This window comes from Polynucleobacter sp. MWH-Loch1C5 (assembly GCF_018881775.1).
Lineage (GTDB): Bacteria > Pseudomonadota > Gammaproteobacteria > Burkholderiales > Burkholderiaceae > Polynucleobacter.
In genome coordinates this window covers 1,189,842-1,213,152 of sequence record NZ_JACVPR010000001.1, presented here as the reverse complement: position 1 = coordinate 1,213,152, position 23,311 = coordinate 1,189,842, and the positions used below count along the sequence as shown (strand labels likewise).

The window sequence follows — 23,311 nt, the reverse complement described above, 5'->3', positions numbered from 1 at the left end:
TATAGTTTAGTGGACAGCGCCTGCGCAAGCCAGAAAGATAACCCAGTGACCGAGAAATATGATGTTTTACCCACCCAGTCCGTGGAATTGTTAAAAGAGCTGCACATCCTCACGCGCGATGGCAAATTGAATCAGGACTCCCGTCGCAAACTCAAGCAAGTCTTTCATCTAGTTCAATTTATTGAACCACTCATGCGTGAATGCTTGGAGAAAGGGCATATGACCTTGGTCGATCATGGCGCCGGCAAATCCTATTTGGGCTTTTTGCTTAATGATTTATTTTGTAAATTACAAAAAAATCCATCCCAGATTATTGGCATTGATAGTCGCTCTGATTTGGTGAAAAAGTCTCAAGACCTTGCGCAAAAGCTGAACTTTAAGAATATGGTGTTTATTGACTGTCTAAGCTCTGAAGCCCAGAAACACCCCGCAATCCCGCAAGAAGTAGATATTGTGACTGCCTTACATGCTTGCAATACAGCAAGCGATGATGCGATTCGTTTTGGCCTTGAGAAAAAAGCTAAATTCATGGTCTTAGTACCCTGCTGTCAGGCTGAAGTCGCTGCAGCCTTGCGCCAAACTAAAGGCCATCAATTAAAAAATGAACTCTCTGAAATCTGGCGCAGACCTTTACATACCCGAGAATTTGGCAGCCACATCACCAATGTGCTGCGCTGCTTACAACTCGAATCCCATGGCTATGAAGTGACCGTCACAGAATTAATTGGCTGGGAACATTCAATGAAAAATGAACTCATTATTGCCAGCTACCGAGGTAGCTCAGGGACATCTGCAGCGCGCCGCAAAGATCGCATACTAGAAGAGATCGGCTTGACTGCACTGGCCGCGCGCTTTGCTTAAACCTGCCCTACTACGAATGACAGCATACTAATAGAAGCCGCATCTATCCCATCAACAATGATGCTCACCGGCTCAATATCAGCTTGCTGAGCAAGGACATACAGCGCAGGCCAATAATGCTCTAAGGTTGGTACTGCCAAAACGTGATCTTGACCAAAGTTTTGGAAATTAATTAAAGCTTGATGCTGATGGGCTAATAGATTCTGACGAAAATAGGTATTGAATCTTTCAGCCCATGGATAAATTTTTTCTTGCGTGAAATCAATGACTCGCAAATTATGGACAACATTACCGCTTCCCACAATAAGGACGCCCGCCTCACGCAAGGGTCTGAGTTGTTGAGCCAAGGCGTAATGCTGCGCACCCGTTAATCGAGCATCTAAGCTTAATTGCACCACAGGTATATCAGCATTGGGGTACATGTGTAGGAGTGGCGCCCAAGCACCGTGGTCTAAACCCCATTCAAACTCTTCTAGTATGACTTCTGTAGGGCTCAATAAGTCAGCCACTTGATTAGCCAGCTGCGGCGATCCGGGTGCAGGATAGCTGACTTTAAATAAGGCCTCAGGAAACCCTGAAAAATCATGGATAGTAGGTGGCTGCGTCATCGCTGTCACCCAAGTTTGACTCGTTAACCAATGCGCGGAAATGACTAAGATCGCTTTAGGCTTTGCTATACGGCTTGATAATGCTTGCCATGCTTGCGCATAGCGATTGGGCTCAATGGCATACATTGGGTTGCCATGGCCAATAAATACTGCGGGCATCAAATGACTCATACGCAGATATCAAAAAAAAGCTTCATCGGCCCATTTTAGGCAATAAAAAAGCTGCTCACTTGGAGCAGCCTTTTTACAGAGCATACAAGAATTACTTGCGCTTGTTCACTGCATCTTTGAAAGCCTTACCAGCTGTGAATTTCACAGTCTTAGCAGCAGCAATCTTGATGGCTTCGCCAGTCTTTGGGTTACGGCCTGTACGTGCAGCACGCTTGCCAGAACCAAATGTACCGAAACCGATCAACTGTACTTTGTCACCCTTAGTAACAGCCTTGATGATGGCATCAATGGATGTATTCAATACTCTTTCAGCAGAAGCTTTAGAGATATCAGCATCTTTTGCAATTTTTTCAACTAATTCAGCTTTGTTCATTATTCACCTTTCAACATTAAAACTGGGGGTTGTACAAATGGGTATTAATCGTCTCTTTATTATTAGATCAACACAACTTGTAACGGTTAGATTAAAACACAAATTCTCACCGGCAAGCCATATTTTTAAAGCATCTTTAGGGTTTTACCTAAACAAAATGGTGCATAGCGGGGAGATTTCGCACTAAAAACTAGCAAATTAAGTCGATGGCGCGAGAACTTCGATGCCACCCATATATTTTTGTAAGGCTTTTGGAACTTTCACACTACCATCAGCTTGCTGATAGTTTTCCAAAATTGCGACACCCGTGCGCCCCACTGCTAAACCAGAACCATTGAGTGTGTGAACGAGTTCCGGTTTCGCCTGTCCCTGCTTATAGCGTGCTTGCATACGCCGCGCCTGGAAATCACCCATATTGGAACAAGAACTAATTTCGCGATAAGCGTCTTGCGCTGGCAACCAAACCTCTAAATCGTAAGTCTTCGTGCTACCAAAGCCCATATCACCAGTACACAAAAGGACTTTGCGATAAGGGAGTTCTAATACTTTTAAAACCTCTTCAGCGTCTTGAGTTAATTGCTCTAGGGCAGCCATCGAATCTTCTGGTTTAGAAATATGCACTAACTCAACCTTTTCGAATTGGTGCTGGCGAATCATGCCGCGCGTATCTCGCCCGTAACTACCTGCCTCCGAACGAAAACAGGGGGTATGCGCCACAAATCGCTGTGGCAAGTCCTCAGCCGTCGTAATCGTGTTTCGCATCAAATTAGTGACAGGTACTTCAGCGGTTGGAATGAGATAAAAGTTTTCATAGCTTGCATCACTAGCCGCATCTTGATCATCACCACCAACCCGTCTTGGCACTTTGAATAAGTCAGCCTCAAATTTAGGCAACTGCCCAGTCCCACGCATGGATTCTGCATTAACGATATAGGGTACATAGAGCTCGGTATAACCTTTAGCCGTATGCATATCGAGCATCAACTGAATCAAAGCACGGTGCAAACGAGCGACTTGCCCACGCATCACCACGAAACGTGAACCTGTAATTTTGGTGGCTGAATCGAAATCCAGTCCTAAAGCAGTGGCAATATCCACATGATCTTTAATAGGAAAATCAAATCTGGGTACAGTGCCCCAACGCAAAACCTCTTGATTGTCTGCATCACTCTTACCATGGGGTACAGATGTATCTGGCAGATTAGGGATACTCATCAGGAAATCGTTGAGCTGTGACTGCAAAACTGTCAACTTTTCTGTCAACTGATGAAGCTCAGCATTCACTGCTGCAGACTCGGTCATTTCGGCACTAGCGTCCTGCCCCTGACCTTTTTTCATACCAATCGCTTTGGCCAACTGATTGCGCTTGGCCTGCAATTCTTCTGTACGACTTTGTACTATTTTTCTCTCAGACTCTAAATGACTGAAAGTTTGAGTATCAAGCTCAAACTTACGAGCAGCTAAACGCTGGGCAACGCCATCTAAATCTTTTCTAAGGAGCTGAATATCAATCATATAAGGGCTTGGGCTGGTCTAGTACTACTGATTTAACTTAAGAATTTCTGCGTTTTTGGGAGGCTCAAATTTAAATTGTTGAGCCTCCACATTGATGTTGATTCTCATTTTACCTAGTCCGATGATGGTGACTACTCCAAAATTGTCATGTAGCTCTAAAGCACGAGGTAGGCCATCACTGAAACCCAAACCGAGGCGTACATAATTTTGTACTGCAGCGGCATCACCTTTGGGCTTTAATTCAACCCACTGCACCCCCCCTTTTTCACCACCAGAGATGAGATCAAAGTTATTTTCTAAAGCTTGCTCACCAAATAATAGCGCTGCAGGACTCGCTGCTAAACCTCTAGCAATCGGGCGGATGCTCAATTGATTTAAATCTGGGTCCCAGATCAAGATCTGTTGACCATTGGATATCACTTTTTGTGCAAATGGTTTTTGTGTCTCCCAAAGAAACTGTCCAGGGCGCTTGAATACATAACGCCCCGAACTTTTACGCAGTACTTTGGGCTTATCTTCACCCGCTCGGGGAGCTCTTAATTGCTGTTGTTCAAACTCGCCTTCAGCGGACTGCACTTGAGATAAAAATTGTTTGAGCTGGGTAATGCCATCTGCTTGAGTTTGAGCTTTTACAGAAGCGCTGAATAGGGCAACAAGGCTAATAAGCCAAATAATCAATTGAGGCATGAATTAGTGCTCTGGTCCTTTGACCAAAATATCTCGGTTACCGTTGCTACCCATCTTTGAAACCAAGCCAGCACGTTCCATATCCTCAAGAATACGTGCGGCACGGTTGTAACCAATGCGCAAATGACGTTGTACTAAAGAAATCGAAGCACGCTTGTTCTCCAGAACAATTTTGACGGCATCGTCGTACAGCGGATCGGCCTCTCCACTAGCCTCTGCACCGCCCACGGCATCTGACTCACTTTGCGGCTCCAAGATACTGTCAATGTACTTAGGCTCGCCGGCTTTCTCTTTGAGCCAACTAACCACCGCATGCACTTCTTCATCTGTCACAAAAGCACCATGTACACGCATGGGCAGACCACTACCAGGAGCCATATACAACATATCCCCCATACCCAATAAACTCTCCGCGCCTTGTTGATCCAAAATGGTGCGGCTATCAATCTTGCCACTCACCTGAAATGAGATACGAGTCGGAATATTAGCTTTGATTAAGCCCGTAATAACATCGACGCTCGGACGCTGGGTAGCTAAAACTAAATGGATACCTGCAGCACGTGCTTTTTGTGCAATGCGCGCAATCAACTCTTCAATCTTCTTACCAACTACCATCATCAGATCAGCGAGCTCATCAATCACGATCACGATCAATGGTGCCTTATGCAAAGGCTCTGGATCGTCTGGCGTCAAACTAAATGGGTTATATAAATGCTCGCCCCGCTCTTCGGCTTCCATGATCTTTTTATTAAAACCAGCCAAATTACGTACCCCAAACTTACTCATCAGCTTATAGCGTCGCTCCATCTCATTAACAGCCCAGTTAAGAGCGTTATAAGCCTGCTTCATATCTGTGACGACCGGACACAAAAGATGAGGGATACCTTCGTATACCGACATCTCGAGCATCTTCGGATCAATCATGATCAAACGCACCTCATCTGCCTTTGCTTTGTAGAGCAAAGATAAGATCATCGAATTAATACCGACCGATTTACCTGAACCAGTCGTACCGGCCACCAAGCAATGGGGCATCTTGGCCAGGTCTGCAACGATGGGCAAACCAGCGATGTCTTTACCTAAAGATAAAGTCAATAAAGAATGGCTATCGTTGTATACCCGCGAGCCCAAAATCTCAGAGAGATAAACAGACTGACGATTGGGGTTAGGCAACTCAATGCCCATACAGGTTTTACCCGGAATTGTTTCAACGACACGCACTTTGACAAGCCCAAGAGCACGTGAGAGGTCGGTTTGCAAATTAACAATCTGACTGCCTTTAACACCCACCGCAGGCTCAATTTCATAACGGGTGATCACCGGCCCTGGATGGGCTGAGATGACCTTGACCTCCACATTAAATTCTTTGAGTTTTCGCTCAATCAAACGTGAAGTGAACTCTAGAGTGTCTGCAGAAATCGATTCAGCTTTCACTTCAGGGGGTTCTAACAATAAAGAAAGGGGTGGCAATGCCGTATCCGCCATTTCTGCAAAGAGCGGTTGCTGTTTTTCACGCTCTACTCGTTCGCTTTTAATAACCTTTAGCGGCGCGCGATAGATGGGTACCGGTGGCGCATCTTCAATCTTTACTCGCTCTTCTTCAACGTGCTCTTCACGCTCCTCTGCGGCTACCTCACCAATTTTTCGATCAGCCTCAGATTCACGACGCTCACGAACACGACGCCATAACAATTCCAACTGGCGCCCCATCTGCTCCGCCAAGCTTAACCATGAGAATCTTAAGAATAAAGATAAGCCGATCGCCAGAGTGACAAGTAATAATAAGGTGGAGCCAGTAAAGCCTATCGCCATCTGTAAAGGATCCCCGAAGAGTTCACCTAAAACACCGCCAGGTGGTCTTGGTAAATCCATCGTCATACTGTGCATCCGAATCGACTCGAGACACATCGACGAAAACAGCGTCAGACCAAAACCGAAAAAGCGAGGCCAAAAAGGTTCAGGGGCCAAAGACTGACCTGGCAACTTCAAAGCATTAAGCTCTTGCCAGCCTCTCATTGCACGGCGTAAGAGCAAAATCACCCACCAATAGGCTGAGGCACCGAAAACATATAGCATCAAGTCTGCGATCCATGCACCTACGCGTCCGCCAAGGTTAGAAATTGTTGCTACTTGATTGGCGTGTGACCAAGCGGGGTCAGTTTTGCTGTAAGTAAATAGAATGGCAAACAAGGCGACGGTCAAAGCCATAAAGGCTAACCACTTAACCTCCCAGACTAAACGAGCAAAACGTTGTTCTGCTTCAGTTTTTATAGAAGTTCCAGAGCTAGACTGGGTAGAAGGTGTTATTCGTGCCATATTCGTTAGATTGTAATCAACAAAAAACGTCAGCACTCTTATAATGTGCTTATGAATACTACTACGACTAAACACTCAAAACTACTAATTCTTGGTTCGGGCCCAGCAGGCTATACCGCGGCCGTTTATGCAGCCCGCGCGAACCTGAGCCCCACCTTAATTACAGGCTTGGCCCAAGGCGGTCAATTAATGACCACGACCGAGGTTGAGAACTGGCCGGCCGACCCACATGGTGTGCAGGGTCCAGAACTCATGCAACGCTTTTTAGAGCATGCAGAGCGCTTTAAAACAGAAATTATTTTTGACCATATTCATACCGCTGAACTGACTGCAAAGCCCATCAAACTGATCGGTGATGCTGGCACTTACACTTGTGATTCTCTGATTATTGCCACCGGTGCTTCTGCCCAATACCTAGGCTTACCGAGTGAAGAAGCCTTTATGGGCAAAGGTGTATCGGCATGTGCAACCTGTGATGGTTTCTTCTATCGCAATCAAGATGTCTGCGTGATTGGTGGCGGTAACACGGCGGTCGAAGAAGCCCTCTATCTAGCAGGTATTGCCAATAAGGTCACTGTTATTCATCGTCGCGATAAGTTCCGCGCTGAACCTATCCTGATTGATCGCCTCATGGCCAAGGTTGCCGAAGGTAAAGTGGCGATCGAATGGCATAGTACGCTTGATGAAGTATTAGGCGATCAAAGCGGCGTCACAGGGGTGCGCCTTGCGCATGCTAATGGCCAGAAAAAAGAAATTGCTCTCAAAGGCATCTTCGTGGCGATTGGTCATAAACCCAATACCGATTTATTCGTGGGCCAGCTTGATATGGAAAACGGTTATATCAAAACTCGCTCTGGCTTAAGTGGTAATGCGACTGCCACGAATATTCCTGGTGTTTTTGCAGCAGGCGATGTGCAAGACCACATCTATCGCCAAGCAATCACATCTGCAGGAACGGGCTGCATGGCTGCGCTTGATGCGCAACGTTATCTAGAAAGCCTTGCTTAATCACTTTCAGGACGTCTGATGGAAGGTCTTCACACCTTCGGCGTCCTGAATTTCTCGAGTTATCTTCTAGGCACGATTTTTATCGTGCTTTTACCCGGGCCTAACTCTTTATATGTACTCGCTCAAGCATTAAGCCAAAATCGCGCGCGGGCTTGGGCAGCTGCTGCTGGCATTGTGCTGGGCGATACTGTATTAATGATCCTAGCAGCATTAGGCTCAGCGTCTCTGATGAGTTACGCGCCTGGCGTCTATGCCATCGTACGTTGGCTAGGTGCCCTTTATTTGGGCTTCATAGGTCTACAACTGCTATTGAGCGCCTATCAAAAACTTCAAGCTAAAACGCCAGCAACATCGAGATCTTGGGCAGTCAATACACCCGCCCTTCGAACGGCACTCACTTTATCGCTCACCAATCCCAAGGCGATTGCCTTTTTCATTTCATTTTTTACACAGTTTGTAGACCCAAGCTATTCTCAACCCGCCCTCTCATTCTTGATATTAGGCGTGGTTCTACAAATTGTTAGCATCGCTTACCTGAGCTGCTTAATTATCTTGGGTCAGAAAATAGCAACGGGCCTCAGTCAGAGGCCCGCGATCTACAGCGCTGTATTAGGTAGTACCGGTTTACTGTTTATTGCCTTTGCAGGGCATTGGCTGATTCAATAAAACGTGCCCTACTTAAATAGCTGACTCGTTCGTCTCACCAGTACGAATACGAATCACCTGCTCTACAGGTGTTACAAAAATCTTACCGTCGCCAATCTTGCCGGTATGCGCTGATTTCACGATTGAGTCAATCACAGCTTCTACACGATCATCAGCCACCACAACCTCAACTTTGACCTTAGGCAAGAAATCCACAACGTACTCAGCACCACGGTAAAGCTCAGTGTGACCTTTTTGACGACCGAAACCTTTGACCTCTGTCACCGTGAGACCTGTTACACCCAAATCAGCCAAACCCTCACGCACTTCATCTAACTTAAATGGCTTAATTACAGCGGTAATTTGTTTCATATCAATCTCCTTTTTATCAATCATACCGAATCGCAGGCATAAGTTCACTAGGCACGAAAACGATTCGTGATGGGGTAACGCCAATCACGGCCAAAGGCTCGAGCGGTAATCCTGACACCAATCGGGGCCTGGCGACGCTTGTACTCATTGATCTTAATGAGACGAGTCACTTTTTCAACATCTTCCTGAGCATATCCTGCCGCAATGATCGTATCTATCGCCTCATTTTGTTCCATATAGCGCTCAACAATCGCATCAAGAATATCGTAAGGGGGCAAACTATCCTGATCTTTTTGATCAGGCCTTAACTCCGCAGATGGGGGCCGTGTGATGATGCGCTCAGGAATAACAGGAGCGATTGCGTTACGGTAATGGCAAAGACGATAGACCAAGGTTTTGGCTACATCCTTAATCACCGCAAAACCCCCGGCCATATCCCCGTAGAGGGTGCAATATCCCACGGCCATCTCACTTTTATTGCCAGTGGTGAGGACAATTCGACCACTTTTGTTAGATAGTGCCATTAACAAAGTACCACGAATACGTGCCTGAATATTTTCTTCAGTGACATCCACCGGTAATGATTTGAACTCCTCAGCCAAAGAAGCCTCAAAAGCATCGACCATAGGAGCAATCGCTAATTCGTCATATTGGACTTGTAGACGTTTGGCCATCTCTCGCGCATCGATCCAACTGATATCTGCGGTGTAGCGCGAGGGCATCATGACTGCCCGTACACGGTCAGCACCCAGCGCATCGACAGCGATGGCAAGCACTAAAGCGGAATCAACACCGCCTGATAGTCCAATGATGGCACCCGGAAAACCATTCTTGCTTACATAATCACGTACACCTAAGACTAGAGCACTGTAGACATCTTGCTCCACGGACTGCGCTACAGGATGAATGTCACCGCAGGCTCCATGTGCCTGCCATTCCAGCAAATAATCGGCATTAACCCATGAAGCCTGACGGGCAATGAGCTGACCTTTTTGATCAAGGGAAAATGACCCGCCATCAAAGACTAATTCATCCTGCCCCCCGACTGCATTGACATACACGACGGGTATATTCAACTCCAAAGAGCGCGCTTGAATGACCGCCTGACGTACTCCTTGCTTTTCCATGTGATAAGGAGAGGCATTAGGCACTAATAAAATCTCGGCGCCCTGGTGTTTTGCTTGTGCTGCCGGGCCACTATGCCAAGCATCTTCACAAATAATGATGCCTAGACGCCTACCCTCGACCTCAAATACACAAGCCTCATTCCCAGGGACAAAATATCGGACCTCATCAAAGACCTCGTGATTAGGTAATTTCTGTTTAGCGTAACGTGTGATCACTTGCCCATTTAGCAAAACGCTCACACAATTTTGCAAACCTTGTGAACTACGATGGGGATGACCCACCAAGACATGTAGATCTTTAAACTTTGCCAAATCCAGAGTGAGCTTTTTTAATGCTGCATCAGATGCCGCAATAAATGATTCTCTGAGTAATAAATCTTCTGGAGGATAGGCTGTGAGCGATAGCTCAGGGGTGACTAGGACTTTAGCTGACTGCTCGTGCGCTTTTTGCGCGGCAGCTAAGATCAATTGCGCATTCTGCGCAAAATCTCCAAGGACAGGGTTCGATTGTGAGCAAGCAATAAAAAATGGAGGCATGGTTTTATTATCCCATTGCCTCCATCCTGATGCTAAGAATTCCTAAGAACTCCCGCTAGGCTGACTTTATTGACCGCTCTTATAACGCTCAATACTCTCGACCACTTCTTTCTTCGCGGCCTCAATACCATCCCAACCCTTCACTTTGACCCACTTACCTTTTTCAAGATCTTTGTAGTGTTCAAAGAAGTGCTGAATTTGTTGAGTCACTAAGGGGTTCAAATCTTCTAGCTTCTGGATATGGTTATACAAAGGCAGAATTTTTTCGGTCGGGACAGCCACCAATTTGGCGTCACCACCAGACTCGTCATCCATATTCAAGACACCCAAAGGACGGCATGTCACAACAACCCCTGGAGGTAAGGCAAATGGAGTAATCACGAGCACATCGGCAGGATCTCCGTCTTGTGACAATGTTTGTGGAATATAGCCATAGTTACATGGGTAATGCATTGCTGTGCCCATAAAACGATCCACAAAAATTGCACCAGATTCTTTATCGACTTCATATTTCACTGGATCAGCATTCATTGGAATTTCAATGATGACGTTGAACTGATCAGGGGCTTTTGAACCTGGACTCACATTATTTAAGCTCATATTCTCTCCAAAATGGGTGGGTATTTAAACCTGTGCATCTTATCAAAGCTGACTCACGGCTCCCTGACAAATCTGGGTACTGTGGCTTTGTATTCTTGCAATGCAACATTTTAATACCGAAGTGTGGCATAATAGCGGGGTAGTTTGAAACATCGTCCCCAGTCATAAGTTCTCTGAACTCATACTTCAATCTTTTTTGTCTGTAGGTCGATGCCCATAGATCGCACACAAAAAAGGGCGCTAGACCGCTAGCGCAGATGATATGACCATGACATTTAAGGATCTGGGTCTTGCCCAGCCATTGCTCCAAGCCACTGAGGCTCTTGGATTTACAACCCCTACACCTGTTCAAGCACAGATTATTCCGCACGCTCTCGAAGGCGGTGATTGGATGGTCAGCAGCCAAACAGGTAGCGGCAAAACGGCTGCCTTTCTCTTGCCTTTACTCCATCAGTTATTGGCAAAAAACCCGAATAACAAACCAGTTCCTGGTCGTGCAGAACCCCAGGTACTCGTTTTATGCCCAACTCGTGAACTCGCCCAACAAGTAGCTAATGATGCTATTAATTTAGTGAAGTTTTGCAAAGGAATTCGTATTGCAACCATCATGGGCGGCATGCCCTATGGCAAACAAATCGCACAAATTAGAGGTGCCAGCCTAGTCGTTGCCACACCGGGTCGCTTGCTTGATTTACATGACAGTCGCGCTATTCGCTTAAATAAAGTGCAATATTTAGTCGCTGACGAAGCAGATCGTATGTTGGACCTTGGCTTCCAAGAAGACATCGAAGCTATCCACGCATTATGTTCTGAGCGTCAGCAAACTCTGATGTTCTCTGCTACTTTTGCACCTAGAATCATGCAACTGGCTGAGAGCCTCATGAAAGCACCGCAACGTATTGAATTAGCTAGCGCCCAAGATAAGCATGAAAATATTGCTCAAACTTTGCATTGGGCTGATGGTGTATCGCATAAACATGCCCTCCTCAATCATTGGCTCTCCGATCCGACGATGGAACAAGCAGTAGTTTTTGCTAGCACTCAAGTAGACAGCGAAATGATTGCCGATCAATTACGTGCCGCAGGTCACTCTGCTACTGCCTTGCATGGCGCCATGCCACAAGCAGTTCGCAATCGTCGCCTCATGTCATTACGTAAAGGTCAGACAAAAATTCTAGTTGCGACTGATGTAGCAGCCCGCGGCTTAGATATTCCAACGATTACTCATGTGATCAACTTTGGCCTACCCATGAAAGCTGAAGATTACGTGCATCGTATCGGTCGTACCGGTCGCGCCGGTCGTAGTGGTGTAGCCATTACATTGGCTGAGCATCGCGAGCGCGTCAAAGTACGTGCGATTGAGCACTACACCAAACAACCACTCCAGGCTGAAATTATTCCAGGCTTAGAGCCTAAAGAAAAACCGAAAAAGCCAATGCATCGCCCCGGCGATAAGCGTGGTGGTAAATCTTTTGGACAACACCGCGAAGCAAAAAAATCGGGTGGCTTTGGCAAACCCAAGGGTCCGCGCTTTATGCAATCGGGTAAGTCAGGTCAGTCATCAGGTCAGAAACGCAGCTTTAGCAACTAAATTGCTTATGAAGTACGGCTTAGATCGTAGCTGGCAAGATCTAACTCATGCTCACTTGCAACAAGTGCCTCGAGTTTGGCGTGATTGGTTGAATTACCCATACTCTCTGACCGAACGTTTACAAGAAACGCTCGGTCGGAAAATTGAGGTTCAAGTGCTCCATGACGGCCGACAAACTGTACAAGCCCATGAAGCCAGCCTTCTCCAAGCTCAACTTCAGCGAGCTCGTGTACGCGAAGTCTACCTATCAGTGGCAGAAGATGAACCCTTGGTATTAGCGCGTAGCATTTTACCGACCGCTAGCTCCACAGGCGTTAATCGTGAGATCCTACAACTAGGAAGCAAACCCTTAGGTGGAGTGCTTTTTAACAAAAAGAATCCCCCCATTTTGCAGCGTCAAATCAGTTACTTTAAAAATTTGGGTTGGGCGCGTCGCACGGTCTACTCTTTACGGGGTCACCCCATTCTGATTACGGAAATTTTCTTACCTCATTTACTAGCTAGGCTATCTCAAGTCCGTTAGCACACTAGCCCTAGTGAGTGATGCCCTCACTTTCATTAATGGAAAGTACTCACTAGCAAAAAAAATCAGCTGCCCCTATGCTTACGAAAAACGAGGAGGCTTATATGAAATCTTTAAAAACAAACTTAGTGATAGCAGGCGCCCTGGCCATTGCCATCGGTGGCTTCAGCCAAGCTGCATTTTCCCAAGCTGCCGACCCAGTGATTGGTCAGTGGAAAACGATTGATGACAAAACAGGTCAGGCACGTTCAATTGTGAAAGTTGAAGAAGTAGGTGGCGTACTGCAAGGTACCATTATGCAAACCTTCCCCAACCCTAATGAGAAGCCATTGACACATTGCAATGCCTGTACCGATCACCGTAAAGATCAACCGATTGTTGGTATGAAAATCATGACGGGTCTCAAAAAGGACAAGGCAGGCCACTGGTCCGGTGGTGAGATCTTAGATCCTAAAGAAGGAAAAATTTACAAAGTGAAAGTCGCTACCGAAGATGGTAAAAAATTAGAGGTACGTGGCTTTATCGGTATTTCTTTGATTGGTCGCACTCAAACTTGGGTGAGAGAGCAGTAATCTAAATAAATCCAATACTGGATTATTGAGCTACAAAACAAAATACCGCCTGAAAAGGCGGTATTTTTTTATGTGCTAGCGAGTTACAGTACGTAACCGATATGGGCTGCTGCCAGAGCAAACAAAATCGCCAAGCATGTTGCGATGGCTAACATCACAATCATTGTGATAATTTTCTTGTTGATTTCGTCTTTCGACTCGGAATGCCACTCATTCATCATTAGCTCCCATAAAAAATAGCGAATGACGCATTATCCCATGAAATTTAACTCGATTTGACATTTATCAAATAGCGGGCTTCTAGAATCACCTCACTCGGGGTTAAACCTAATGGGCCTATGCCTTTTTGCACTAGGGAATCGGCGGCCATAGCGTGAATTTGGACGGCCAGCAATAAAGCCTCCTCAATAGAGAGCTGATGATACTTGGCCTGGGCAATAATACCGGCCAATATGCCAGTCAAAACATCTCCCATGCCAGAAATACCCATCCCAGAATTGCCTTGCATACATACCTGAGCGGGTCGCTGCGGTCCTGCCACTAGAGTTTGATGACCTTTTAGTACTACGTAGGCATTGGTTTTTTGGACTAAAGTATGCAAGCTTTGAAGTCGCTCATTTTGAATATCAGCCACTTGGCAGCCTAGCAGGCGAGCCGCCTCACCAGGATGTGGCGTCAAAATCGTCGTGGCTGTGCGAGCCTGGAGCATGCGCATACTCTCCTCATGCACCGCCAAAAGATTAAGTGCATCAGCATCCAAAATAAGGGGCTGGGGTAAGCTTAATGCTTCCACCAAAAGCTCATAGGCACGAGCAGATTGACCTAAACCAGGGCCCACCGCATAAACATCAGCGGTCTCTTGCAAGAGTCCTCTGGGCTGCCATTGACGAATCATGAGTTCAGCTTGTTCATGGAGCAAAGCAGTTGCGTCATCAATGGTTTGTAGATGAACCCAGCCTGCCCCCAGATGTAGTGCCGCGCGGCCAGCGAGCAGAATGGCTCCTTGCATACCGTTGGCGCCACCCGCTATCACAACACGACCACCATGACCTTTGTGTTCTAGCGGTCCTCGACATAATCGTGAACGCAGCTCATAGGCATTGATCACAGGTAATTGCTCTATTGAAATCGTCATATACTCACAACACTAATCAAAAGGAGACAGACATGCAACTACATCTATATTACGCCCCCGGCACCTGTTCTTTTGTGCCACATGTGGCTTTGGAACTGATACGTGAAACGGGTCAAGACTTCACAAGCACCCTGATCAATCTACGTAATGGGGAACAACTCAAACCTGAATATCAAGCGATTAATCCTCGTGGCCAAGTACCAGCCTTGATTGTGGATGGAAAACTTGTGACACAAGTGATGGCGATTATTGATTTTTTAAACAATCAATTTCCACAAGCTCGCCTCTTACCGACAGAAGCTATGGCCCGTGCAGAAGTGCTATCTACCCTAGCTTGGATGAATAACACCGTGCACCCCACCTTTACTCGCGTCTTCCGTCCAGAACGCTTTGCCACAGAAGATAGTAAGGCTGCAGTTAAAGAAACTGCACTAGAACAATTCAAATCATATCTAGCTGAAATCGATGCTTTAGTGAAAGGCAAACAATTTATTGCTGGCAATCAACTCACCGGTGCAGATTGTTACGCGCTAGCATTTATTCGTTGGGCAGGACTAGCACGTATCAATCCACAGGATTATGCAAACTACTGGACCTACGTACAAGAAATTGCTGCACTACCCGTCATTAGTCGTATCATGCAAAAAGAGGGCATCGAGTTAGTTACCTATAAATAATAAGTATGCGTGAATACGATCATCCACTACGCAATGTCTTGCATGAAGAAGTTCATGCAAGACCCCCTGTAGCCCTGTGGCCAAGAGATCGTGTTTTCAGCCAAGCTTTTTTAATTGATGACGCTACAAGACAAGCACAACTCCATTGGATCAATCAGCTTTCTGAAGCTTTAAAGATCAATATCGACCCTCATCATGGTCAGTCTTTTCGAATTCTAGAAATCGAACCGTCACCACAAAGAATCATATTGAAGTGGGAATTGCATGGTGAATTCGCCTCGATCTCAGTCATGGTTCAGCAAGAGAGTTTGCTCAGTGAAACCCATATTCAGTCACGTCAGAGAATTCTTCAAAGAGTAGCCGCCTGTTTTCAAGAACTGGGGCTACAAGCTCCGGAAATGTCTGGTGGGCTGAGAATTGCAGCTCTTGATATTGCATTCGAAGATCGTGGCTTGGTTGCTGATGCCATTGAAATCGCGCCCTTATTCAATAACAACACCCTATTAGGTAGCCATATTCTGACAAGCCAAAGAGCTCAGTTATGGACAGACCTGCAAATTAATGATGATGGTTATATCTCTTATTTAGTTCCTAATCTAGGTATTGGCTCACGCCAAGCAGGTCGTATTGCACGTCGCATCATTGAAGTCGAAACCTATCGTATGGCGGCAATGATTGCCTTTCCTCTAGCTAAAAGTCTCTCACTACCCCTTAAACAAGCCGAAAAAGAGCTCTCACAAATTTCTAAAGATATCGCCAGCCTGCATCAAGAACAAGGGATTCAGACAGAGCGAGATGGTCAATTCTTAGCGACCCTATCAGCACTCGCCTCACGCACTGAACAATGGATTTCCGATCATGGTCTACGCTTTACTGCTGCAGATGCCTATAGCCAATTAGTAGAAAAAAATTTACAGGAGCTCAATGAAAGTCCTGTACCCGGTGTTCAAACTCTCTCTGAATTCATGGATAGACGTTTTCAGCCTGCTATGAGTACCTGCTCGTGGACTCAAAAACGTCTGCGTGATTTATCGGATCGGATTGCACGGACGACCCAAACTCTCAGAACACGTATCGAGTATGTGAATGAAGAGCAAACTCAAAAACTACTCATGAGTATGGATCAACGGGCAAAACTACAATTGCGCTTACAAGAGACTGTGGAAGGCCTGTCTGTCCTAGTGCTGACATATTATGCTGTGAGTCTTTTTATCTACATGCTCAAAGGTCTGAAAGCAGGCGGCTATGATGTTTCCCCAGAGTTAGCCGGGGGTATTGCTGCACCGGTGGTGGCACTACTATTTTTCTTAATTAACCGCTTACGTCGCTCAAAAACGGCGCGCCCTCAATAAGAGCGCATTACTCACGACGCTCACACTCGATGCAGCCATGGCCGCTCCAGCGATAACAGGGCTCAAATAGCCCATAGCCGCTAGTGGAATACCAATCAAGTTATAAATAAATGCCCAAAAGAGATTTTGTTGAATTTTGCGCCATGTTCTCTTTGAAATATCGATCGCTTCAACCACCAAGAGTGGATCACCGCGCATCACCGTTATACCCGCGGTATGCACAGCAATATCCGTTCCAGTAGACATAGCAATACCAACATCCGCCGCCGCCAGAGCCGGTGCATCATTAATGCCATCACCAACCATAGCGACTATCTGATTTTTTGATTTGAGATCTTCAATTTGATGTGCTTTTTGATCAGGTAATACCGGGGCATAGACTTCAGTAATGCCGACTGCATGCGCCACACGCTTTGCACTACTGAGATGATCACCAGAAATCATCACCACCCGAATACCTAGCTCCTTGAGCTGTGTAACAGTCGTTTTAGCTGTGGATTTAATCTCATCATCAAATACTAAGACTGCCAGTAATTTCGAAGAATTTTCTGCCGTCAAATCTAATAAGCAAGCCATAGATAATCCTTGCTTCAAAGCATGCTCAACGATAGCTTGATTTGAAATACCAGGCACTAACTCCTGAGCTTGTTGATAACCGAGTAAGGCATAACGCTCACCACTATCAAGTTCAGCACGCACCCCCTGCCCTGGTAATGTTGTTATTTCTTTAATACTGACTATATCTTTAGTCAGATTTTTTTCTTTGATCCATACCAAAGTCGCCTTCGCTAATGGATGTTCACTGGCAGATTGCATGGCGTATAAGATGGATATTGCTTGCTGGGCATGCTCATCATTGATATAAGTCTCATGTATATGAGGTCGACCCAAAGTCAGAGTTCCTGTTTTATCAAAAGCAACCAATTGAATCCGATGAGCGAGCTCCAAAGCCTGAGCATCTTTAATGAATACACCACGTCTAGCTGCCAAACCGGTACCTGCCATGATAGCCGTCGGTGTTGCCAAGCCCAAGGCACAAGGACATGCAATCACTAGCACAGCCACAGCATTGATGAGAGCTAATGCAAGGTCACGGCCCATGAAAATATGAGTAATGAATGTGAGTAGCGCAATCACAATCACAGTTGGCACAAAAATAGCACTGATGCGATCAACAAGGCGTTGAATTGGCGCTTTTTGAGCCTGCGCATCTTCAACCATCTGAATCATCTTAGCCAGTAAGGTGTCTTGTCCCACATGTTCAGCAAGGATAATGAGACGACCGACTGTGTTGATTGAGCCGCTGTACACAGTATCACCCACTCGCTTAGTGACTAAATCCGCTTCACCGGTGAGCATGGCTTCATCTAAAGAAGATTCTCCCTCTAAGATCCTGCCATCCACAGGAATACGCTCGCCTGGCAAAACAATCAGACGATCCGCAGGTAAGATTTGCGCAATAGGCAGCTCTTGATATTGCTCCTCAGATTGATCGCTATCTGATGCAATCAACCGTGCTGTCACGGGTGATAAAGCTTGTAAGGCAGTAATCGCTTGTGTCGTTTTTTGTTTCGCACGTGACTCCAGCCATTTACCCAACATCACCAAAGTGATGACTACAGCCGAACTCTCAAAATATAAATGAGTACTATCCGACCCCAGAATCCACCAGTGATACAAACTCAAAAAATAGGCGGCTGTTGTTCCTATAGCTACTAGCAAGTCCATATTTCCAGAACCCGCCATCAAACCCTTCCAGCCGGCACGATAAAAGCGTGCTCCCAAAATAAATTGCACAGGGGTCGCTAAGAGCCATTGAGTACTTGCGGGCAACATCGCGTCATGCCCCCACCATGGCATGAAGATCATTGGCATCACTAAAGGTAGCGATAAAACGATAGCTAAACCTAATGCCCAAGTCCCATGCAAATCGAACCATGGCTTTTTGACTTTAGATGGCATATTGGGCAGATGGGCTTCATAACCCGTGCGCTCAATCACCTTGATCAAATCCAGCGGCGCCTGATCCCAACCATCTTCGATACGTATTTGCGCTTTTTCTGTAGCCAAATTAACGCTTGCAGCTTGCACACCAGATGTTTTTTGCAAAGCTTTTTCTACACGGCTTACACAGGACGCGCAGGTCATACCATCAATTTTTAAGGTGACTAATTGACTCATAAGTTCGATAATAAGGCTATTACGGTTTGCTGCATTGATGTCTATCAGTAAGGACTCAGTTATGAAAATATTTAAAGTGTCTGGCATGAATTGTGGTCATTGCACCCAAGCCATTCAAAAAGCTATTCTCGCCATTGATCCGCAAGCTAAGGTTGAGACCGATATTGGGGCCCAGACAGTCCAAGTCGACTCCGCACTCACCAACGCTGAACTACAAAAAGCGATTGAAGAGGCCGGCTATGAAGTGGGCCCACAACCCTCATGAACATGAATGACATTATTCAAACGATTGCCATTTATGCAATCCCTGTTATTTTTGCGATCACCTTGCACGAGGCAGCTCACGGCTATAGCGCCAAGTTATTGGGCGACGATACCGCCTATCAATTAGGCCGAGTCACACTCAACCCCATCAAACATATTGATCCCGTTGGCACTCTATTAATACCGACAGCACTGTATCTCGCCACGGCAGGTTCTTTCTTGTTTGGCTATGCCAAACCTGTACCTGTGCGTTTTGGCAACTTAAATCATCCTAAGCGAGACATGATATGGGTCGCCTTAGCGGGCCCAGGTTCTAATTTTTTTCAGGCTGTTCTGTGGGGCATTGCATACATCCTTCTATTGGGTAATTCAGTCCAAGAACGTTTCTTTATTGAAATGTGTCAGGCAGGTATTTTGGTCAACGTCGTGATGTTTGCATTTAATTTATTCCCACTACCACCCCTCGATGGCGGGCGCATCATGACCGGCTTATTACCTTGGAAATGGGCCGTTCCCTTTTCCCGAATTGAGCCTTACGGTTTTTTCGTGGTACTGGCCTTAGTAATTAGCGGACTGATCAGCCAATATTGGATGTTCCCTCTAATGGGTGCCAGCTACTGGTTGATTGACATCATTCTTGTACCACTACGTATGATTTTTTATTAAAAATCATCACACTAGAAGATTCAAGATATTTTCTCCATACAGGAGTAAAGTGAATGTGTTGTTTACACATATCAAAGGAGAAAAAATGAGAAAAATTCTTTTGGCTAGTCTTTTGGGAACTCTTACCCTCAGCCCACTGACCAGCTATGCACAATTTGCAAAAAGTGAAGATGCCATCAATTACCGCAAAGGTAGTTTTGCCGTCATGGGTGCGCATTTTTCCAGAATTGGCGCAGTCGTTAAAGGTGAAAAGCCGTACAACAAAGATGAAGTGATTGCGAATGCTGCTATCGTCAACACGATGGCTGCATTACCTTGGCAAGCATTTGGTCCTGGTACTGAAGGAGGTCGCTCTCAACCTGAGATCTGGAAAGAAACCGATAAATTCAAAGCAGGCGCCGATAAAATGCAAAAAGCAGTAGCAGACCTCAATACCGCAGCACAATCAGGTAATCTCGAATCTATTAAAAAAGCATTCGCAGCGGCAGGTCAAACCTGTAAAGCTTGTCACGATAACTATAGAAAGAAATAAAAATAAACGAGAGCGCTCATTAGAAAAATGATGAGCGCTCGGCTGCGTAAGCGCCAATGATCATCAGCAGCTAAGTGCCGCTCATCCACTTCTTGATAGCCATGTCGCATAGGACCTATGAGGTCCTTTTTTCTGATCACTTGATAATAAAAGATTGCGCCCAGATGTAATGCAATCAAGCTCATCAAAACATATTGATTTTGATGGTGCACCCAGATGAAATAGTCGACCCAAGTACTCGATACATAGGCATACAAGGGGCCATTGAAGGCAATTTCATCTGTCATAAATAAGCCCGTGAGCGCCTGTATGGTAATCGATAACAATAAGGCCATCACAGACCAGGCTCCAAGGGGATTATGGCCCGGTTTTGTCGCAGGATCTTTTTGTTGAATATATTGGTAAGTCTCTTGGGGTGATTTTAAAAATTGACTAAACCGCGCGTACTGACTACCCCAAAAGCCCCACAGCCAACGAAAAGTCATCAAAGCCAGTATCAAATAACCCAAACGCGCATGCCAATCGATCCATAAGCCATCGATATGAATCAAAATCATCGTGATAGCCATTGAAATCACCAATAGCCAATGAAACAGACGTGTGGGTAAATCCCAAACTTTAATTTTTTTCATAAAAAATAGTTTACGATTGAACTATGAAATTTGCTCAATTAAATAGATACTCTTTAGGTCGCGCCATCTTAGTCTCATTGTGCACCCTCTTACTCGCAGCTTGCGCCAGTCAACCGGTCTATCGCCAGAGTACTGCGCCATTAAAAACAGTTGCCAGTGTTGATTTACAAAAATATCTAGGCACCTGGTATGAAATCTATCGCCTTCCCAATTGGTTTGAAGATCAGGACTGTTTGATAGTGACTGCCAATTACAGTCTACGAGATGACGGACATATTCAAGTGATCAATCGCTGTCAAAAGCAACACAGCCTAAAACAAGCTAAAGGAATTGCAAAGGTAGTGCCGGGTAGTCAAAACGCTCAATTACGCGTTTCTTTCTTCCGTCCTTTTTATGGCGATTACTGGATTATTGATTTGGCCCCCGATTACTCATGGGTTTTAATCGGTGAGCCTAGTGGCAAGTTCTTTTGGATACTTGCAAGACAAGCACAGCTACCTCAAGCCTTAGAAAATGATTTATTAGCTCGCGCTGCTGCCTTAGGTTATCAGAAAAAAGATCTTATTAAGCCGGCCAATCGCATAAGCCCTTAAACCATAGTCAGGGCAATTTAGCGCTTGCCGAGGACATCGTTATGGTTACGCTCTTGACCATCGGCAAATAGCTTGGTGCATAAACCAGCTCCCGCATGAAAGCGTTTCTTGCTAGCGTCTTTTTGCATCTGATACATCGCATCAAAACAATCTCGACGACTTTCATACTGGAAGGTTTGCTTATGTGTTGGGCGATCTCGGTACAACCAGGTGAACTCTAATGTCCAATGCGTATCTCCTGAGGGGATCACAGCTACAGGCTCCTCTTTAACAGTAGTGCAAGCAGTCACCGTTAAAACGAGAGAAACAAGCAGTAGCTTTTTGAACATATTAATGATGATGCACCTCTTGATGATGTGCTTGACGTGGCACCATTAAGGTCCCCAAAACCATACCTATAGCACTTGCGACCAATCCAATCAGATGAGGATCCACCCATAACTCCACACTTGTGAACTCGAGTAATAACCATACACCCAAACCAAAGGTAATAGCAAGGGCAGCGCCTAAATTACTCGCTTTTTTCCAGAATAGACCAGCGGCTAAAGGTACAAAGGCTCCCGCAAGAGTAATCCGGTAGGCATGTTCGACCATATGATGAATCGATGCATCGGAGTACACAGCATAGAAGGTGACGATACAAGCAAAGACTGCAACAGTGGTGCGCATCGACCATAAAAACTGGCGATCAGTCATATGAGGCACGACTGATTTAAGAATGTTCTCTGAAAATGTCACCGAAGGCGCCAATAAAGTACCCGAAGCAGTACTCATAATGACTGATATCAGTGCCCCAAAGAAAATAACTTGCATGTAAAAAGGCATCTCGTACAGGATTAACATCGGCAAGATTAATTGCGAATCTTGACCTAAATATTTAGCCACTAGTTCAGGGTTAATCATTGTTGCTGAATAGGCCAAGAACAATGGAACGGCGGCAAAGAAGAAATAGGCAATACCACCCAATGTCGTCCCCCAAACGGCCACCCGAATATTTTTAGAGGAGTTGACCCTCGCAAAAACATCTTGCTGAGGAATGGATCCCAGACCCATCGTTACCAAGGCTCCCACCCACGTCACAATATCGAGCAGGTCCCATTTCGGTAAGAACTCAAATTTACCGGCTGCGTGAGCACTCGCAATCACTTTATCTATACCACCAGCCATGTCACCAGCCATCCAAGCTACAGCCAAAAGGCCCAAAATGATGATGATCATTTGTATAAAAGTGGTAATCGCGACAGACCACATACCACCAAAAAGAGTGTAGAGAAGCACCACCGCGGCACCAATCACCATCCCTTGGTCTTGACTGATGAGATCATAAGATAAAACGTTAAAGACTAAACCTAGAGCGGTAATCTGTGCCGCAACCCAACCCAAGTAGGACACCACAATACATAAAGACAAAATCACTTCCGTCTGTTTGTTATAGCGAATCCTAAAGTAGTCCCCTAAGGTCAGAAGGTTCATCTTGTATAAAGGTCTAGCAAAAACCAATCCAAAAATGACCAAACACAGTGAAGCGCCCAGCGGATCCGAAATTAAACCTCTAAAACCATCTTCCAAGAAAGTCGCCGAAATACCTAGAACAGTTTCAGCACCAAACCATGTGGCAAAGACCATGGCCAAAACCATGGGCATTGGCAGATTACGGCCAGCATTAATATAGTCGCGCGCATTATGGACATTTTTCGCGCTCATCATGCCAATCGCAATTGAGACCAATAAATACAGTGCCACCAGAGCTAGCAACATAATCGTTCCAATATC

26 protein-coding genes are annotated in these 23,311 nt (G+C 45.7%); 12 read left to right on the top strand and 14 right to left on the bottom strand.

Annotation, left to right across the window (positions count from 1 at the left end):
* Window positions 1-45: 45 nt before the first annotated feature.
* Window positions 46-861, top strand: a complete 816-nt coding sequence (locus tag ICE94_RS06150; protein WP_370623779.1) for an SAM-dependent methyltransferase — start codon at window positions 46-48, stop codon at window positions 859-861.
* Here ICE94_RS06150 and ygiD read toward each other — a convergent pair.
* From ygiD to ICE94_RS06125, 5 genes are all read right to left on the bottom strand, one after another.
* The gene (gene ygiD / locus ICE94_RS06145; protein ID WP_255539100.1) at window positions 858-1,628 is read right to left on the bottom strand and encodes a 4,5-DOPA dioxygenase extradiol; all 771 of its coding nucleotides are present in this window, start codon (window positions 1,626-1,628) and stop codon (window positions 858-860) included. The two genes, ICE94_RS06150 and ygiD, sit on opposite strands and share 4 nt — an antisense overlap.
* A 103-nt stretch (window positions 1,629-1,731) precedes the next feature.
* Window positions 1,732-2,013: an HU family DNA-binding protein gene (locus tag ICE94_RS06140; protein WP_216149865.1), complete on the bottom strand. Its 282-nt coding sequence runs from the start codon at window positions 2,011-2,013 to the stop codon at window positions 1,732-1,734.
* Between the two features lie 198 nt (window positions 2,014-2,211).
* Window positions 2,212-3,528 (bottom strand): serine--tRNA ligase, encoded by a 1,317-nt coding sequence (gene serS, locus ICE94_RS06135; protein WP_216149863.1) that lies wholly within the window; start codon window positions 3,526-3,528, stop codon window positions 2,212-2,214.
* Window positions 3,529-3,552: 24 nt separating this feature from the next.
* On the bottom strand, window positions 3,553-4,215 hold the full coding sequence (locus tag ICE94_RS06130) for an outer membrane lipoprotein carrier protein LolA (RefSeq protein WP_216149861.1): 663 nt from the start codon (window positions 4,213-4,215) through the stop codon (window positions 3,553-3,555).
* 3 nt (window positions 4,216-4,218) lie between these two features.
* Window positions 4,219-6,531, bottom strand: a complete 2,313-nt coding sequence (locus ICE94_RS06125; RefSeq protein WP_216149859.1) for a DNA translocase FtsK — start codon at window positions 6,529-6,531, stop codon at window positions 4,219-4,221.
* Window positions 6,532-6,582: 51 nt separating this feature from the next.
* On the opposite strand from ICE94_RS06125, the gene trxB reads away from it, so the two are divergent.
* On the top strand, window positions 6,583-7,539 hold the full coding sequence (gene trxB, locus ICE94_RS06120) for a thioredoxin-disulfide reductase (protein ID WP_216149856.1): 957 nt from the start codon (window positions 6,583-6,585) through the stop codon (window positions 7,537-7,539).
* Between the two features lie 18 nt (window positions 7,540-7,557).
* Entirely contained in the window at window positions 7,558-8,205 is a 648-nt protein-coding gene (leuE, locus tag ICE94_RS06115; RefSeq protein WP_216149854.1) for a leucine efflux protein LeuE, read from the top strand.
* A gap of 12 nt (window positions 8,206-8,217) precedes the next feature.
* Here leuE and glnK read toward each other — a convergent pair whose 3' ends face one another.
* The 3 genes from glnK to ppa all read right to left on the bottom strand — a co-directional run bounded on the left by glnK (window position 8,218) and on the right by ppa (window position 10,820).
* A complete protein-coding gene (glnK, locus tag ICE94_RS06110; protein WP_216149852.1) occupies window positions 8,218-8,556 on the bottom strand; it encodes a P-II family nitrogen regulator in 339 nt (112 codons plus the stop codon).
* Between the two features lie 47 nt (window positions 8,557-8,603).
* On the bottom strand, window positions 8,604-10,220 hold the full coding sequence (locus ICE94_RS06105) for an NAD+ synthase (protein ID WP_216149850.1): 1,617 nt from the start codon (window positions 10,218-10,220) through the stop codon (window positions 8,604-8,606).
* A 66-nt stretch (window positions 10,221-10,286) separates the two neighbouring features.
* The gene (ppa, locus tag ICE94_RS06100) at window positions 10,287-10,820 is read right to left on the bottom strand and encodes an inorganic diphosphatase (protein WP_216149848.1); all 534 of its coding nucleotides are present in this window, start codon (window positions 10,818-10,820) and stop codon (window positions 10,287-10,289) included.
* A 262-nt stretch (window positions 10,821-11,082) separates the two neighbouring features.
* Between ppa and ICE94_RS06095 the strand changes: the two genes are divergently transcribed.
* The 3 genes from ICE94_RS06095 to ICE94_RS06085 all read left to right on the top strand — a co-directional run bounded on the left by ICE94_RS06095 (window position 11,083) and on the right by ICE94_RS06085 (window position 13,506).
* Window positions 11,083-12,411 (top strand): DEAD/DEAH box helicase, encoded by a 1,329-nt coding sequence (locus tag ICE94_RS06095; RefSeq protein WP_216149846.1) that lies wholly within the window; start codon window positions 11,083-11,085, stop codon window positions 12,409-12,411.
* Window positions 12,412-12,418: 7 nt separating this feature from the next.
* On the top strand, window positions 12,419-12,934 hold the full coding sequence (locus ICE94_RS06090) for a chorismate lyase (protein ID WP_216149845.1): 516 nt from the start codon (window positions 12,419-12,421) through the stop codon (window positions 12,932-12,934).
* Window positions 12,935-13,038: 104 nt separating this feature from the next.
* The gene (locus tag ICE94_RS06085) at window positions 13,039-13,506 is read left to right on the top strand and encodes a DUF2147 domain-containing protein (RefSeq protein ID WP_216149842.1); all 468 of its coding nucleotides are present in this window, start codon (window positions 13,039-13,041) and stop codon (window positions 13,504-13,506) included.
* 83 nt (window positions 13,507-13,589) lie between these two features.
* On the opposite strand, the gene ICE94_RS08495 is transcribed toward ICE94_RS06085, so the two are convergent.
* Both ICE94_RS08495 and ICE94_RS06080 read right to left on the bottom strand, forming a co-directional pair.
* Window positions 13,590-13,724: a hypothetical protein gene (locus ICE94_RS08495; protein ID WP_255539097.1), complete on the bottom strand. Its 135-nt coding sequence runs from the start codon at window positions 13,722-13,724 to the stop codon at window positions 13,590-13,592.
* 47 nt (window positions 13,725-13,771) lie between these two features.
* Entirely contained in the window at window positions 13,772-14,641 is an 870-nt protein-coding gene (locus ICE94_RS06080; RefSeq protein ID WP_216859831.1) for an NAD(P)H-hydrate dehydratase, read from the bottom strand.
* Window positions 14,642-14,673: 32 nt separating this feature from the next.
* On the opposite strand from ICE94_RS06080, the gene ICE94_RS06075 reads away from it, so the two are divergent.
* Both ICE94_RS06075 and ICE94_RS06070 read left to right on the top strand, forming a co-directional pair.
* The gene (locus ICE94_RS06075) at window positions 14,674-15,318 is read left to right on the top strand and encodes a glutathione S-transferase family protein (protein ID WP_216149840.1); all 645 of its coding nucleotides are present in this window, start codon (window positions 14,674-14,676) and stop codon (window positions 15,316-15,318) included.
* A 5-nt stretch (window positions 15,319-15,323) separates the two neighbouring features.
* Window positions 15,324-16,670 carry a DUF3422 domain-containing protein gene (locus ICE94_RS06070; RefSeq protein WP_216149838.1) on the top strand — a complete coding sequence of 449 codons (1,347 nt, stop codon included), beginning with the start codon at window positions 15,324-15,326 and terminating at the stop codon, window positions 16,668-16,670.
* Here the strand turns inward: ICE94_RS06070 and ICE94_RS06065 are convergent.
* Complete coding sequence (locus ICE94_RS06065; protein WP_216149836.1) at window positions 16,647-18,851, bottom strand: cation-translocating P-type ATPase; 2,205 nt, start codon at window positions 18,849-18,851, stop codon at window positions 16,647-16,649. The genes ICE94_RS06070 and ICE94_RS06065 overlap by 24 nt on opposite strands.
* A 61-nt stretch (window positions 18,852-18,912) precedes the next feature.
* Here ICE94_RS06065 and ICE94_RS06060 point away from each other — a divergent pair, with 61 nt between their 5' ends.
* From ICE94_RS06060 to ICE94_RS06050, 3 genes are all read left to right on the top strand, one after another.
* Window positions 18,913-19,116, top strand: a complete 204-nt coding sequence (locus ICE94_RS06060; protein WP_216149835.1) for a heavy-metal-associated domain-containing protein — start codon at window positions 18,913-18,915, stop codon at window positions 19,114-19,116.
* Window positions 19,113-19,781: a site-2 protease family protein gene (locus tag ICE94_RS06055; RefSeq protein ID WP_216149833.1), complete on the top strand. Its 669-nt coding sequence runs from the start codon at window positions 19,113-19,115 to the stop codon at window positions 19,779-19,781. Before ICE94_RS06060 ends, ICE94_RS06055 begins: the two co-directional genes overlap by 4 nt.
* An 85-nt stretch (window positions 19,782-19,866) precedes the next feature.
* Window positions 19,867-20,313: a cytochrome c gene (locus tag ICE94_RS06050; protein WP_216149831.1), complete on the top strand. Its 447-nt coding sequence runs from the start codon at window positions 19,867-19,869 to the stop codon at window positions 20,311-20,313.
* Here the strand turns inward: ICE94_RS06050 and ICE94_RS06045 are convergent.
* On the bottom strand, window positions 20,298-20,945 hold the full coding sequence (locus ICE94_RS06045) for a cytochrome b/b6 domain-containing protein (RefSeq protein ID WP_216149829.1): 648 nt from the start codon (window positions 20,943-20,945) through the stop codon (window positions 20,298-20,300). The genes ICE94_RS06050 and ICE94_RS06045 overlap by 16 nt on opposite strands.
* Window positions 20,946-20,968: 23 nt before the next feature.
* On the opposite strand from ICE94_RS06045, the gene ICE94_RS06040 reads away from it, so the two are divergent.
* Window positions 20,969-21,538 carry a lipocalin family protein gene (locus ICE94_RS06040; RefSeq protein WP_216149828.1) on the top strand — a complete coding sequence of 190 codons (570 nt, stop codon included), beginning with the start codon at window positions 20,969-20,971 and terminating at the stop codon, window positions 21,536-21,538.
* 17 nt (window positions 21,539-21,555) lie between these two features.
* Here the strand turns inward: ICE94_RS06040 and ICE94_RS06035 are convergent, their stop codons facing one another.
* Both ICE94_RS06035 and ICE94_RS06030 read right to left on the bottom strand, forming a co-directional pair.
* Window positions 21,556-21,867 (bottom strand): hypothetical protein, encoded by a 312-nt coding sequence (locus ICE94_RS06035; protein WP_216149826.1) that lies wholly within the window; start codon window positions 21,865-21,867, stop codon window positions 21,556-21,558.
* A 1-nt stretch (window position 21,868) separates the two neighbouring features.
* Complete coding sequence (locus tag ICE94_RS06030) at window positions 21,869-23,296, bottom strand: sodium:solute symporter family protein (protein WP_216149824.1); 1,428 nt, start codon at window positions 23,294-23,296, stop codon at window positions 21,869-21,871.
* Window positions 23,297-23,311: the final 15 nt, after the last annotated feature.

Bases quoted from the DNA above. Each gene is read 5' to 3' on its own strand.
- ygiD (WP_255539100.1), bottom strand. From the start codon at position 1,628: ATGCCCGCAGTATTTATTGGCCATGGCAACCCAATGTATGCCATTGAG.
- ICE94_RS06140 (WP_216149865.1), bottom strand. From the start codon at position 2,013: ATGAACAAAGCTGAATTAGTTGAAAAAATTGCAAAAGATGCTGATATC.
- serS (WP_216149863.1), bottom strand. From the start codon at position 3,528: ATGATTGATATTCAGCTCCTTAGAAAAGATTTAGATGGCGTTGCCCAG.
- ICE94_RS06130 (WP_216149861.1), bottom strand. From the start codon at position 4,215: ATGCCTCAATTGATTATTTGGCTTATTAGCCTTGTTGCCCTATTCAGC.
- ICE94_RS06125 (WP_216149859.1), bottom strand. From the start codon at position 6,531: ATGGCACGAATAACACCTTCTACCCAGTCTAGCTCTGGAACTTCTATA.
- trxB (WP_216149856.1), top strand. From the start codon at position 6,583: ATGAATACTACTACGACTAAACACTCAAAACTACTAATTCTTGGTTCG.
- leuE (WP_216149854.1), top strand. From the start codon at position 7,558: ATGGAAGGTCTTCACACCTTCGGCGTCCTGAATTTCTCGAGTTATCTT.
- glnK (WP_216149852.1), bottom strand. From the start codon at position 8,556: ATGAAACAAATTACCGCTGTAATTAAGCCATTTAAGTTAGATGAAGTG.
- ICE94_RS06105 (WP_216149850.1), bottom strand. From the start codon at position 10,220: ATGCCTCCATTTTTTATTGCTTGCTCACAATCGAACCCTGTCCTTGGA.
- ppa (WP_216149848.1), bottom strand. From the start codon at position 10,820: ATGAGCTTAAATAATGTGAGTCCAGGTTCAAAAGCCCCTGATCAGTTC.
- ICE94_RS06095 (WP_216149846.1), top strand. From the start codon at position 11,083: ATGACCATGACATTTAAGGATCTGGGTCTTGCCCAGCCATTGCTCCAA.
- ICE94_RS06090 (WP_216149845.1), top strand. From the start codon at position 12,419: ATGAAGTACGGCTTAGATCGTAGCTGGCAAGATCTAACTCATGCTCAC.
- ICE94_RS06085 (WP_216149842.1), top strand. From the start codon at position 13,039: ATGAAATCTTTAAAAACAAACTTAGTGATAGCAGGCGCCCTGGCCATT.
- ICE94_RS08495 (WP_255539097.1), bottom strand. From the start codon at position 13,724: ATGAATGAGTGGCATTCCGAGTCGAAAGACGAAATCAACAAGAAAATT.
- ICE94_RS06080 (WP_216859831.1), bottom strand. From the start codon at position 14,641: ATGACGATTTCAATAGAGCAATTACCTGTGATCAATGCCTATGAGCTG.
- ICE94_RS06075 (WP_216149840.1), top strand. From the start codon at position 14,674: ATGCAACTACATCTATATTACGCCCCCGGCACCTGTTCTTTTGTGCCA.
- ICE94_RS06070 (WP_216149838.1), top strand. From the start codon at position 15,324: ATGCGTGAATACGATCATCCACTACGCAATGTCTTGCATGAAGAAGTT.
- ICE94_RS06065 (WP_216149836.1), bottom strand. From the start codon at position 18,851: ATGAGTCAATTAGTCACCTTAAAAATTGATGGTATGACCTGCGCGTCC.
- ICE94_RS06060 (WP_216149835.1), top strand. From the start codon at position 18,913: ATGAAAATATTTAAAGTGTCTGGCATGAATTGTGGTCATTGCACCCAA.
- ICE94_RS06055 (WP_216149833.1), top strand. From the start codon at position 19,113: ATGAACATGAATGACATTATTCAAACGATTGCCATTTATGCAATCCCT.
- ICE94_RS06050 (WP_216149831.1), top strand. From the start codon at position 19,867: ATGAGAAAAATTCTTTTGGCTAGTCTTTTGGGAACTCTTACCCTCAGC.
- ICE94_RS06045 (WP_216149829.1), bottom strand. From the start codon at position 20,945: ATGAAAAAAATTAAAGTTTGGGATTTACCCACACGTCTGTTTCATTGG.
- ICE94_RS06040 (WP_216149828.1), top strand. From the start codon at position 20,969: ATGAAATTTGCTCAATTAAATAGATACTCTTTAGGTCGCGCCATCTTA.
- ICE94_RS06035 (WP_216149826.1), bottom strand. From the start codon at position 21,867: ATGTTCAAAAAGCTACTGCTTGTTTCTCTCGTTTTAACGGTGACTGCT.
- ICE94_RS06030 (WP_216149824.1), bottom strand. From the start codon at position 23,296: ATGTTGCTAGCTCTGGTGGCACTGTATTTATTGGTCTCAATTGCGATT.